The sequence below is a fragment of the Parvularcula oceani genome (assembly GCF_000733125.1).
Classification (GTDB): Bacteria; Pseudomonadota; Alphaproteobacteria; order Caulobacterales; family Parvularculaceae; genus Parvularcula; species Parvularcula oceani.
In genome coordinates, this window is sequence record NZ_JPHU01000005.1 from 41,794 (window position 1) to 53,205 (window position 11,412).

Consider the following 11,412-nt stretch of genomic DNA (forward strand, 5'->3'; position numbering starts at 1 on the left):
TGAAGCGAAAGCAGGGCGACCCTAACAGCCCCCGTGCGGGGGGTGAACTCACCAAACGTTCGGGATGAGAGGAGCGGGGCTCTGGACAGGACCGCGCACCGCAGCGTAGCTGCTCGGCCCATGAGCGATGCTTACAAGAACGCCGGCGTGGACATCGAGGCCGGAGAGCGCCTGGTCAAGGCGATCTCGCCGCTGGTCAAGGCGACGGCGCGGCCGGGCTCCGACCCGGCGCTGGGCGGCTTTGGCGGCCTCTTCGACCTCAAGGCGGCGGGCTATGACGACCCGCTCCTCGTTTCGGGCACGGACGGGGTCGGCACCAAGCTGATGCTGGCCTTCGCCACCGGGCGGCACGACACGATCGGCATCGACCTCGTTGCCATGTGCGTGAACGACGTTCTGGCACAGGGTGCGGAGCCGCTCTTCTTCCTCGACTATTTCGCGACCGGCCGCCTCGAAGAGGGCGTTGCGACGGATGTCGTCGCCGGGATCGCCGAGGGCTGCCGCAGGGCGGGCGCAGCGCTGATCGGCGGAGAGACGGCCGAAATGCCGGGCATGTACCCGGACGGCCATTACGACCTTGCGGGCTTCTGCGTCGGCGCGGTGGACAGGGACAAGGTCCTGCCGCGCATGGACGCGATGAAGGCGGGCGACGTGCTGATCGGCCTGCCCTCCTCCGGCGCGCATTCGAACGGCTATTCTCTCATCCGCAAGATCGCCGAGAAGAGCGGCCTCGGCTGGGATGACAGAGCGCCTTTCGCCGAAAACACCCTCGGCGACGCCCTGCTCGAGCCGACGCGGATCTATACCAAGGACCTTCTGCCCTTTGCCAAGGCGGGGCGGATCAAGGGCCTCGCCCATATCACGGGCGGCGGGCTGACCGACAACGTGCCCCGCGCCCTGCCCGAGACCCTCCTACCGCGCTATGACGAGGCCGCGCTCACCCTGCCGCCGCTCTTCGCGTGGCTGAAGGACGAAGGATCGCTCTCCGAAGCGGAGGTCCGCCGCACCTTCAATGCGGGAATCGGCATGGTCGTCATCGCCGGGCCTGACGATGCGAATGCTCTTCTCGGCGATCTGCCGGATGCCCGCGCGATCGGCGAGCTGGCTGCCAAGTGAAACGCGTCGCCGTCCTGATCTCGGGCTCGGGCAGCAACCTTCAGGCGCTAATCGACGCTGCGCAGGCGGAGGACTATCCGGCGGAAATCGTTCTGGTGCTGTCGAACCGTCCGGGCGCGTACGGCCTCGAACGCGCCCGCGCCGCGGGCATCGAGACGGACGTTCTCGACCATAAGAGCTTCGCCACCCGCGAGGATTTCGACGCGGCCCTCGATGCGAGGCTGCGCGAGGCGGCGCCGGACGCGATCTGCCTTGCAGGCTTCATGCGTGTGCTGACAGCCGGCTTCGTCGAGGGCTGGCGGGGACGCATCCTCAACATCCACCCCTCCCTCCTGCCGGCCTTCAGGGGGCTGCACGTCCATCGCCAGGCGCTCGAAGCGGGCGTGAAGCTGTCGGGCTGCACCGTGCATGTCGTCACGCCAGAGCTCGATGACGGGCCGATCATCGGACAGGCCGCCGTGCCGGTGCTGCCGGGCGATGACGAGGACAGCCTCGCCGCGCGCACCCTCAAGGCCGAGCATCGCCTCTATCCAGCAGCCCTGCGCCGCTTCCTCGAAGGCGGAGGAAGCGAAGCCGATGGCGAAGCGCGCCTGATCTCGGTGTGAGACCCAGGTCCGGGAATGACAGCAGACCGGTTTTGTCTCTGCCTGGCCCGCTCTAGCCTCTCTTTCCTGCCTTGCGGAGCTTTCCCATGACCGCCCAACCCGTTCGCCTCTCCTTCAAGGGCGCCTCGGGCGCCGAGCTCGCCGCGCGCCTCGACCTGCCCGCAGGACCGGTCAGGGCCTATGCGCTCTTCGCGCACTGCTTCACCTGCTCGAAGGACCTGATCGCCAGCCGCGCCGTCTCTGCCGCCCTGACCCGCCGGGGCATCGCCACGCTGCGCTTCGACTTCACGGGGCTCGGCGGCTCCGGCGGCGATTTCGGGTCGACCAATTTCACGATGAATCTCGGCGATCTCAAAAGCGCCGCCGATTTCCTTGCCGAGCATTACGAAGCGCCCAGCCTCCTTGTCGGCCATTCCCTCGGCGGTGCCGCGGCGCTCGTGGCGGCGCGCGACCTGGGCTGCATCAAGGCGGTCGCCACGATCAACGCGCCCGCCGACACCCATCACGTCACTGACCAGTTCAAGGAGCAGCTCGACACGATCCGCTCGGATGGCGAAGCCGAAGTGCTGCTCGGCCAGCGGCCCTTCACGATCCGCCGGCAGTTCCTCGACGATCTCGGCGAGCACCGGGTGACCGAGGCGGCCGCGCAGCTCGAAAAGCCGCTCCTCGTCCTGCACGCGCCCCATGACGAGACGGTGGGCATCGAGAATGCGACAAAGCTCTTCGTCGCGGCCATGCATCCCAAGAGCTTCGTCTCCCTCGACGATGCCGACCACCTCCTCTCGCGAAGGGAGGATGCCGAATATGCCGCCGAGGTCATCGCCGCATGGGCCTCGCGCTATCTCGCGCCTGCGCAGGAGCCCGCCGAGGGCGAGGCGCCGGACGTCATGGTGCGGGAGACCGGCGCCGGCCGCTTCCAGGCGCTGGTGACGGCGGGCGCGCATCACCTGATCGCCGACGAGCCCGAAAGCGTGGGCGGGCTCGATACCGGCCCCTCGCCCTATGACCTCCTCGCGGCGGCGCTCGGCGCCTGCACGACCATGACGCTGCGCATGTATGCCGACCGCAGGGGCTTGCCGCTCGACCGTGCGCTCGTCACGGTCACGCATGAAAAGCTTCACGAGAAGGACATGGAGAAGATGATGGGGGATGAAGGCGCCAAGCCCGACCGCTTCACGCGGAAGGTGACGCTGGAGGGCGATCTCGACACCGCGCAGCGCAAGCGCCTGATGGAGATCGCGGATCGCTGCCCGGTGCACAAGACGCTGGAACGCGGCGCGAGCGTGACGACGGAGGCCGGATCGTGAAGCCCGAAGACTGCCCGAGCATGGACGAGGTCCGGGTCGAGATCGACCGGATCGACGATGCGCTGATCGACCTCTTGGTCGAGCGCTGGGGCTATGTGGACCGCGCCTGGCAACTCAAGGAGCGGCCGGCCGACGCCACCGTCCCCTGGCGCATCCAGCAGGTGATCGACCGGGTCAGCGAACGCGCCGAGGCGGCCGGCCTGCCCCCTGCCCTCGCCGAGGCGCTGTGGCGGCAGCTGATCGGCTGGGGCATCCAATACGAGCAGGAAAAGCTCGCGGGGCGAACATGACGGAGGAAAAGGGCGGCGAGATCGCGCCTGCCATCGCCGAGATGTTCTCCGCCATGGGTCGGCACATGCAGACCGAGCACCCGCTGTTCGGCAAGCTCGCGGTCAAGCCCGTCCGCTTCGGGCGGGGCGACGTGGCGGTGAAACTGACGGCCGAGGAGACCTTCGCCGATGGCGAAGCGATCCATAGCGGGCTCTACACGATCCTGCTCGACACGCTGCTCGGCATGGCCGCCTGGTCGACCATGGAACAGTTCGAACCCATCGCCACGATCAACCTCAAGACCGATGTCATGGGGCAGGCCGCCCCCGGCGCCCGCATTCTCTGCGAGGCGGAATGCTCGGGCATCGTCGATGACGTCGCGGTCTGCCATGGCCGGGCCTCGATGGAGGGCACGCTGATCGCCAAGGCCGCCGGCACCTTTCTCGTCGGCACGCGCAGCGCGCAGGTGTCGCGGATATGAGCGAGATGCTGAAAGACCCGGACGAGGGCAGCCTGGCGGATATCGCGGCCTATCGCGAGCGCAGCGCCATGGCCCGCTGGCTCGACCTGTCCGCCACGATCGAGGATAGCCGCCTCCTCTACCGCCTCGGCTTCGCCGAGCGCCATGTCGGAAACCCTGTCATCCGCGCGCTTCATGGCGGCGTGATCTCGACGCTGCTCGAGACGGCGGGCACGCTGGAGGTCGTCACCCGCAGGACGAAGCCGCTGCGCGTGCGGACGATCAGCGTCCATGTGAACTATCTGCGCGGCGCCCGCGATCAGGACATGCTGGCGCGGGTCCAGGTCGCGCGCATGGGGCGCAGGATCGCCTTTCTCGAAGCGACCGGCTGGCAGACCACCGAGGAAGAGCCCGTCGCCCGCGCGGCCATCGCCCTGCGGGTTTTCGAGGGCGAGGGCTAGGCCTTCCGGAAGGCGTTCACCTTGGTGAGGAATCCGAGATCCTTTTCCTCGGCTGCGAGGCCGTGCTCGGCGAAGAGGGCGGGAAGGTCCTCTTTGCAATAGCTGTCGTAATAGGGCTCGTGCAGCGCGCGCGGGAAGGTCTCCAGCAGGATGTCGAGTCCGGTATCCCCATACTGGATGCTGTCCACGTGCAGGTAGAGCCCGCCCGGCCGCAGCACCCGCGCGATCTCGGCCGCCACCTGCCGCCGCACCTTGGGCGGCAGCTCGTGGAAGAGATAGACCGTGGTCAGAACGTCGAGCGATCCGTCCGCGAAGGGCAGGCTCTCGGCAGGCGCCTGCACATAGGTCACGTTGCGGGCGAAGCTCGCATTGCGCCGCGCGGCATTCAGATAGCTGTCCGACAGGTCGACCGCGTGAAGCGGCAGTTTCGGGAAATTGTCCGCCACCTCGGCGAGGAGCCGTCCCGTGCCGCAGGCGACATCGGCCATGGCGAGATCGGCCTCGCTTCGCCCTTCGGCGGCGAGGCGGTCCACTTCGCGCCGCAGGATCGGCAGGGCCCGGCGGCGCATGGCGTCGGCCGCGCCCGTGAACAGCGTCTCGACCTGCGTGTCGTAGATCTGCGCCGAACGCTCGGATAGCCAGCCATCGGACTGGAAGTGGAAGTTCTGGAGGTAATAGCCCGGCAGGCCTTCGCGCTTCTGCGCCCGCACCTCGACGCCGCCGCCCTTCACATGGGCGCGGCGGGACACGGCCCGCGCCTCGGCCAGGTAGTCGCGCGCGCTGCGGACCGCCCGCAGCGGGTTCGGCGCCCGGCGCAGATCGCGGGGCATCTTGTAGACGCCGGTCTCGATATCCTTCCACTCCCGCTGGAAGAGTGAGCGGAAGGCGGTGCGCAATTCATTGAAATCGGGCGCAGGCGACCGCATCGGCTTGGGCGGATGGCCTGGCGGCGTCAGCGGCCCGACAATATGGCGTCCGGCCACGTAATGCAGCGTGTACCAGCCGATCCTCGCGCTCTGCGCGGTGCTGTAGGCCACGCGTCTCAGGCCGTTGGAAAGCACACCCGCCGACATCAAGTCATTCCCTTCGTTCGAAGATCGCCACCGCCTCGATGTGGGGCGACCACAGGAACTGGTCCACAAGAGACAGCCGGGTCAGATTGTAGCAGCCGGAGAGGGTGCGCGCATCGCGGGCGAGCGCATCGGGATTGCAGGAGACATAGACGATTCTCGGCACGGCCGAACGGGCCAGCGCCTCGCATTGTTCGGCCGCGCCCGCCCTTGGCGGATCGAGGACCACCGCATCGAAGGCATCGAGTTCCTTGCCCAGGAGCGGCCGCGTGAAGAGGTCCCGCGCCTCGGCCTCGACCTTGCGGCCGCCTCTGCGGGCCGCCGCCTTCAGCGCATCGACCGCCTGCCGATCGCCCTCGGCCGCATAGACCCGGGCCCGCTGCGACAGCGGTAAAGCGAAAGTGCCGACGCCGCAGAAGAGGTCGGCCACCCGCTCCGCCTCGCCCGCCCCGTCCAGGACCAGTCCCTGAAGCTGCGCCTCGCCCTCGCGCGTCGCCTGCAGGAAAGCGCCCGCTGGCAGGGCCACCTCCAGCCCGCCAAGCCCGATCGCAGGCGTCCTGCGCTCCACGAGAGCCACACCGCCCAGCGAGAGGCGCGCGAGGTCCAGAGCCTCCGCCATGCGCGACAGGGCCTCGCGCGCGGGCAGCGGCAGCGCCGGTTCGTCCGCGCTCGTCACGTCGACATCCGGCCCCGCCGCGGTCATCGTGACCATCGCCTCGACCACGCCCCGGCTCTCGGGCAGGACCCCGATCAGCGGGCGCAGCGCATGGGCGAGCTCGAAAAGCTCAGGCGTCAGGACGTGGCATTCCTCGATCGCCACCACCCGCTCGTCGCCGAGCCTCCGGAAGCCGACCTGCACACCGCTCCGCGTCCGGAAGAAAGCGAGCTTGGCCCGGCGGCGCGAGCGCGGCGGCGAAGCGTAAGCCGCGGGCGTGGGCACCTCGCCCAGAACCCGCCCCAGAGCGGAGGTCAGCCGGTCCCGCTTCCACTGCGCATAGTCGTCCGGCCGCAAATGCTGCATCCGGCACCCGCCGCAGCCATCGCCCGGCAGGCCGAAATGGCGGCAGGGCGGCGCCGCGCGCAGCGGCGAAGCCGCCTCGATGCGTTCCACCCGGCCCTTGCGCGCCGCCACCTTCGCGGTGACCGTTTCGCCCGGCAGGGTGAAGGGCACGGCGATATCGCCCGACAGGCCGTCGCCGCTCCTGCCCAGCCTGTCGATGTCGAGCGTGCGCAGCGTCGCCGGCGCCTTTGTCCGCCGCCCCCGCCTAGCCACGGCGCCCGCCGATCAGGAATTCGCCATTGCCGTCGCCGCCGAGGATGGGGCTCTGGATCACGGGCGCCACCATCCAGCCCTCCCCGCGCAGCCAGCCTGCCGCCGCCTCGGCATGGGCGCGCTGTTCCTCATGCGGCAGGGAGACGATCCCGCCGCGCCCGATATTCCGCGGGCCGACCTCGAATTGCGGCTTGAACAGGACGGCGAAGGCCGCGCTCTGCGCGCAGAGCGCCAGCGCGGGCGGCAGCGCCTTGCGCAATCCGATGAAGCTCACATCGCAGACGAGGAGTTCGATCGGGTCCGGCACCAGCGCGCGGTCCAGATCCTTGGCATGCGTCCGCTCCAGATTGACGACCCGCGGATCACCCGCCACCGCTTCGTCGAGCTGGCCGTGCCCGACATCCACCGCGAAGACACGCGCCGCATGCCTTTCCAGCAGAACCTGCGTAAAGCCGCCTGTCGAGGCGCCGAGGTCGAGGCAGGTTCTTCCGGCGGGGTCGATACCGAAGGCGTCGAGCCCTGCCACCAGCTTGAGCGCCGCCCGCGAGACGTAAGGATGCGCCTCCCCTTCGCAGGTCACGACATCCCTTTCGCCCACGGTCTGCGAGGCCTTGCGCGCCGCCTCACCATTGACGCGGACGAGCCCGGCCTGAATGGCCGCCTTGGCACGCTCGCGGCTCCTGACGAGGCCGCGTTCGGTCAGATGCTGGTCGAGGCGCAAGAGGGTCAGGCGCGCGCGTCCGCCGAGCTCGCCTCCGCGTCGAACAGGGCGCTCGCGCAGGCTGCGATATGCTCGGCCGTCAGCCCGGCCTCCTCGTACATCTCCCTGGGGCCGGCCTGATCCTGATAGCGGTCGGGAAGCGTCAGGGTCCGGATCTTCAGCCCGCTATCGAGCCGCCCCTCGCGGGAGAGGTAGTGGAGGACGAAAGCGCCGAAGCCGCCGACCGACCCCTCCTCGACCGTCAGCAGGACCTCGTGCTCGGCCGCGAGGCGGCGGACGAGATCCTCGTCGAGCGGCTTGGCGAAACGCGCATCGGCGACCGTGGTGCTCAGCCCCTTCGCGGCGAGCAGCTCGGAGGCGCGCAGGCACTCGTTCAGGCGCCCGCCAAAGGAGAGGAGCGCGACGGAGGTGCCTTCCTTGAGGACGCGCCCCTTGCCGATCTCGAGGAATTGCGGCGTCTCCGGCATGTCGACGCCGATCCCCTCGCCGCGCGGGAAGCGGAAGGCGATGGGATGCTCGTCATAGGCCGCCGCCGTATGCGTCATATGGACGAGTTCGGCCTCATCGCCCGCCGCCATCAGCACCATATTGGGCAGGCAGCCGAGAAACGCCGTGTCATAGGCGCCCGCATGGGTCGCGCCGTCCGCGCCGACGAGGCCCGCCCGGTCGAGCGCGAAGCGCACGGGCAGGTTCTGGAGCGCGACATCGTGGACGACCGAATCATAAGCCCTTTGCAGGAAGGTCGAATAGATCGCGGCGAAGGGAACCATGCCCTCGGCGGCGAGCCCGCCCGCGAAGGTCACCGCGTGCTGCTCGGCGATGCCGACATCGAAGCAGCGGTCGGGGAATTCCTTCATGAACTTGTCGAGGCCCGTGCCCGCCGGCATGGCGGCGGTGATGCCCACCACCTTGGAATCGCGCTTCGCCTCCGCGATCAGCTGATTGCCGAAGACGGAGGTGTAGGACGGCGCGTTGGGCTTGGCCTTGTGCTGCTTGCCCGAGACCACGTCGAACTTGGCGACGCCGTGATATTTGTCGCCGGAGGCCTCGGCGAATTCGTAGCCCTTGCCCTTCTGGGTGACGACATGGACCAGGACCGGGCCATCCGTCATCTCACGGACATTCTCCAGAACCGGAATCAGGTGCTCGAGATTATGCCCGTCGATCGGGCCGACATAATAGAAGCCCATCTCCTCGAAGAGCGTGCCGCCCGTGACCATGCCGCGGCCGAATTCCTCGGCCTTGGCCGCCGCGTTGTGCAGGCGCTTGGGCAGGCGCTTGGCGAGCTGCTTGGCGAGGTTCCGGAAGCCGTGATAGCTGTCCGAGCTGGCCGCGCGGGCGAGATAGGCCGACATCGCGCCGACCGGCGGGGCGATCGACATGTCGTTGTCGTTAAGGATGACCGTCAGCTGCTTGCCGCGGTCGCCGGCATTGTTCATCGCCTCATAGGCCATGCCGGCGGACATCGACCCGTCGCCGATCACCGCGACGATGCGGTTGTCCTCGCCCTTGAGGTCGCGCGCCACGGCCATGCCGAGCGCAGCGGAGATCGAGGTCGCCGCATGGGCCGCGCCGAAGGGGTCGTACTCGCTCTCGGAACGCTTGGTGAAGCCGGAAAGGCCGTCCTTCTGGCGCAGCGTGCGGATGCGGTCGCGCCGGCCGGTCAGGATCTTGTGGGGGTAGCACTGGTGGCCGACATCCCAGATCAGCTTGTCCTTCGGAGTGTCGAAGACATAGTGGATCGCCGTCGTCAGCTCCACGACGCCGAGGCCGGAGCCAAGGTGGCCGCCGGTGACGGAAACGGCATCGATCACCTCCGCACGCAGCTCGTCGGAGAGCTGGCGCAGCTGCTCTGGCTCGAGCTTGCGGAGGTCGGCGGGTGTCCGGACAGTGTCCAGGAGCGGCGTATCTACGGTCATGACGGCCCTGATAGCGTGAACGGGAACCTTAAGGCCAGACGAGCGATCAGGCCCGGCCGGTTCGGGCCTGCGCGTAAAGGTCGCGGGGGCCGAAGGGAAAGCCTTATGCCGCCTGCTCGCTGCGCTGCTTTTCCATCACGCCGTCCCAAAGCGTTGTCAGTTTCGTGATGTGCTTGCTGACATTCGATTTCTCCGCCTGCTCGAAGCCGGCTTCGCGAATCTCGTCCGGCACGGGCTGGCTGACGATCTTCTGCGCCTCCTCGATCGTGTCGAAGAGGAAGCCGGCATCGCCGATATACTCTTTCAGGTCGGGACGGATATTGGCCATGCACACCCCGACGCCCGAGGCCTGCGCCTCTGCGATCGCCATCGGCCAGCCGACCGTGGGGAAGCGGAAGTCGGCCGTATAGACCAGCCATTCGTGCTTCTTGTACTCGGGCGGCATCTGCTCGGGCTCGAGAAGCTCGTTGAAGGTGACGGGCGAGCCCTTCTCGCGGTTCAGCGCCGCCAGCTCCTCGCTGTGATAGCCGACCGGATAGATCGTGAAGTCCCGCTCGGGCATGCGCGCGGCGAGCTCGATGAACTGGTCCATCCGCTTCTTCGGCGTGACGACGCCCGTATTCATGATGCCCTTGCCGTTCGGTCCGCGATCGCGGAACCGGTCGACCGCGACCACCGGGAAGCAGTCGATGATCTTGTCGCCGGGAATGCCTTCGCGCTCCAGCCAGGGCCGCTGGAAGGGAAAGCCGAGGATTCCTAGGCAGTAGTTCCAGTCGAGAAAGGTCAGCTGCCGCTGGATCCGCCCCTTGGTATGGGCCATCGGATCGGGCCGCCGGACGAGGCGCCGCACCGTCTGCTCGATGCCGCCGCGCGGCATGAGGGGGATCATGTCGAAGGAATGCGAACGGACCGTATAGGGCACGTCCAGGCGCCGCGCGATCTCGGCCACCTTTTCGAGCCCGAAGAAATAATGCGTGTGGATGACGTCAGGCTTGAAATCCTGCCCGAACGCCACCGCCTGATCGACGGATTCCATCGACGTGTAGGGATGATGGTTCTCGTAGGGGCGATTGGCCGGCTTCATCGACAGGATGGCGAGTTCATACTCGTCGCCGAGCGCCTCGATCTCGGCCTTCACATAGGTCTGCGAGAGCTGGGGAAACTCCCGCACGATATAGAGGACGCGCGTCTTGCGCGCAGCGTTCTCGTCGCCTCTCGCCATGGATGTCCCTCGTCTCGTCAAGCAACGCAGTCGGTTGCCATGAGCAAGAACCGAACCAGCCCCGTGAGTCAAATGCGCAGCGAAGGCGGCGGCGTCCGCTTACTCGAAGCTCGCGGCCTGCGCGGAGGGCTCGCCGCCCGAATCGAGAACGATCTTTTCGATCTTCTCGCGCGCGGCCTTCAGGGTCGATTCGCAATGCGCCTTGAGGGCGGCGCCGCGCTCATAGAGCGAGATCGATTCCTCGAGCGCCACCTGCCCGCTCTCGAGCTTGCCGATGATCTGTTCGAGTTCGGCCAAGGCCGCTTCGAAGCTCAGCTTTTTCACGTCACTCATATTCACTCCGCGGCGGCTTGGGTGCGCGCCAGAGGCTCCATCGTGTCCTGCGAGATGTTCTCGGTTTCGGCCACGACCTGCTTGTAGGCGCGGTAGGACCAGTATTCGTTCTCGCCCTCATGGACGACCCGCTCCCATCCCCGGCGCCGGATATGGCGGTCGAACATCCAGTTCAAATAGCCGTGAGCGCAGAGCAGCACGTCCTGCCCCTCCGCCGCTTCGGCGATCAGCTTGTCCGCGATCCGCCGCACCCGCCCCCGCGCCTTGCGATGGCTTTCGGTGTCACCCGGCGAATAGCCGATGAACCAGAAGGCCCGGCTGATCCGGCCCCAGGCGGTCGGGCTGAGCTTGATGAAGGGCACGGGCGGCGGGGGCAGCGGCGCTTCGACGAAGAGCGCGTTGCGCGGCACGATCCGCGCGCCGTCCACGATCCTGTCGGCGGTCTCGATGGCGCGCGGGAGCGTCGAGCACAGAACGATCCCGCATTCGGAGGCCAGATCGACGAGCGAGGCCGGCGGCTCCTGCCCCGGGGCGAGGCCGCTTTCGTCATAGCGCGCCCACCACTGCCCGTATTGCCGGGCCGTGATCTTCACGTCCCGGTTCAGGTTGGGCTTCCCGTGCCGCGCCGTGATGATGCGTCCCGCCATCATGTCCG

Annotated in this window: 13 protein-coding genes; 6 read left to right on the forward strand and 7 right to left on the reverse strand. The window is 68.0% G+C overall.

All coding sequences use genetic code 11. From position 1 onward, the window contains the following. Window positions 1-120 precede the first annotated feature (120 nt). The 6 genes from purM (at window position 121) to IE88_RS0107105 (ending at window position 4,219) form a co-directional block, all read left to right on the forward strand. Entirely contained in the window at window positions 121-1,116 is a 996-nt protein-coding gene (purM, locus tag IE88_RS0107080) for a phosphoribosylformylglycinamidine cyclo-ligase (RefSeq protein ID WP_031552186.1), read from the forward strand. Beyond that, the gene (purN, locus tag IE88_RS0107085) at window positions 1,113-1,721 is read left to right on the forward strand and encodes a phosphoribosylglycinamide formyltransferase (RefSeq protein ID WP_051881624.1); all 609 of its coding nucleotides are present in this window, start codon (window positions 1,113-1,115) and stop codon (window positions 1,719-1,721) included. Before purM ends, purN begins: the two co-directional genes overlap by 4 nt. Before the next feature lie 86 nt (window positions 1,722-1,807). Beyond that, a complete protein-coding gene (locus tag IE88_RS0107090; RefSeq protein WP_031552191.1) occupies window positions 1,808-3,028 on the forward strand; it encodes a bifunctional alpha/beta hydrolase/OsmC family protein in 1,221 nt (406 codons plus the stop codon). After that, entirely contained in the window at window positions 3,025-3,318 is a 294-nt protein-coding gene (locus tag IE88_RS0107095) for a chorismate mutase (protein WP_238319275.1), read from the forward strand. The genes IE88_RS0107090 and IE88_RS0107095 overlap by 4 nt, the downstream gene beginning before the upstream one ends. Then, window positions 3,315-3,779: a PaaI family thioesterase gene (locus IE88_RS0107100; RefSeq protein WP_031552196.1), complete on the forward strand. Its 465-nt coding sequence runs from the start codon at window positions 3,315-3,317 to the stop codon at window positions 3,777-3,779. Before IE88_RS0107095 ends, IE88_RS0107100 begins: the two co-directional genes overlap by 4 nt. Continuing rightward, window positions 3,776-4,219 carry a PaaI family thioesterase gene (locus IE88_RS0107105; protein WP_051881625.1) on the forward strand — a complete coding sequence of 148 codons (444 nt, stop codon included), beginning with the start codon at window positions 3,776-3,778 and terminating at the stop codon, window positions 4,217-4,219. The genes IE88_RS0107100 and IE88_RS0107105 overlap by 4 nt, the downstream gene beginning before the upstream one ends. On the opposite strand, the gene IE88_RS0107110 is transcribed toward IE88_RS0107105, so the two are convergent. The 7 genes from IE88_RS0107110 to IE88_RS0107140 all read right to left on the reverse strand — a co-directional run bounded on the left by IE88_RS0107110 (window position 4,216) and on the right by IE88_RS0107140 (window position 11,407). Further along, window positions 4,216-5,256, reverse strand: coding sequence for a class I SAM-dependent methyltransferase (locus IE88_RS0107110; protein ID WP_162178309.1), 1,041 nt, complete (start codon window positions 5,254-5,256; stop codon window positions 4,216-4,218). The genes IE88_RS0107105 and IE88_RS0107110 overlap by 4 nt on opposite strands. A gap of 40 nt (window positions 5,257-5,296) precedes the next feature. Then, a complete protein-coding gene (locus tag IE88_RS0107115) occupies window positions 5,297-6,562 on the reverse strand; it encodes a class I SAM-dependent RNA methyltransferase (protein ID WP_051881626.1) in 1,266 nt (421 codons plus the stop codon). After that, window positions 6,555-7,283: a TlyA family RNA methyltransferase gene (locus tag IE88_RS0107120; protein WP_031552208.1), complete on the reverse strand. Its 729-nt coding sequence runs from the start codon at window positions 7,281-7,283 to the stop codon at window positions 6,555-6,557. Before IE88_RS0107120 ends, IE88_RS0107115 begins: the two co-directional genes overlap by 8 nt. A 5-nt stretch (window positions 7,284-7,288) precedes the next feature. After that, a complete protein-coding gene (gene dxs, locus IE88_RS0107125; RefSeq protein WP_031552210.1) occupies window positions 7,289-9,202 on the reverse strand; it encodes a 1-deoxy-D-xylulose-5-phosphate synthase in 1,914 nt (637 codons plus the stop codon). 103 nt (window positions 9,203-9,305) lie between these two features. Beyond that, the gene (locus IE88_RS0107130; protein ID WP_036766785.1) at window positions 9,306-10,424 is read right to left on the reverse strand and encodes a glycosyltransferase; all 1,119 of its coding nucleotides are present in this window, start codon (window positions 10,422-10,424) and stop codon (window positions 9,306-9,308) included. A 99-nt stretch (window positions 10,425-10,523) separates the two neighbouring features. Next, a complete protein-coding gene (locus IE88_RS0107135) occupies window positions 10,524-10,757 on the reverse strand; it encodes an exodeoxyribonuclease VII small subunit (RefSeq protein WP_031552216.1) in 234 nt (77 codons plus the stop codon). 2 nt (window positions 10,758-10,759) lie between these two features. Next, entirely contained in the window at window positions 10,760-11,407 is a 648-nt protein-coding gene (locus tag IE88_RS0107140; protein WP_051881627.1) for a histidine phosphatase family protein, read from the reverse strand. Window positions 11,408-11,412: the final 5 nt, after the last annotated feature.

Coding starts and splice junctions, on each gene's coding strand:
- IE88_RS0107100 (WP_031552196.1), top strand. CDS start 3,315: ATGACGGAGGAAAAGGGCGGCGAGATCGCGCCTGCCATCGCCGAGATG.
- IE88_RS0107135 (WP_031552216.1), bottom strand. CDS start 10,757: ATGAGTGACGTGAAAAAGCTGAGCTTCGAAGCGGCCTTGGCCGAACTC.
- IE88_RS0107140 (WP_051881627.1), bottom strand. CDS start 11,407: ATGATGGCGGGACGCATCATCACGGCGCGGCACGGGAAGCCCAACCTG.
- IE88_RS0107130 (WP_036766785.1), bottom strand. CDS start 10,424: ATGGCGAGAGGCGACGAGAACGCTGCGCGCAAGACGCGCGTCCTCTAT.
- dxs (WP_031552210.1), bottom strand. CDS start 9,202: ATGACCGTAGATACGCCGCTCCTGGACACTGTCCGGACACCCGCCGAC.
- IE88_RS0107090 (WP_031552191.1), top strand. CDS start 1,808: ATGACCGCCCAACCCGTTCGCCTCTCCTTCAAGGGCGCCTCGGGCGCC.
- IE88_RS0107105 (WP_051881625.1), top strand. CDS start 3,776: ATGAGCGAGATGCTGAAAGACCCGGACGAGGGCAGCCTGGCGGATATC.
- purM (WP_031552186.1), top strand. CDS start 121: ATGAGCGATGCTTACAAGAACGCCGGCGTGGACATCGAGGCCGGAGAG.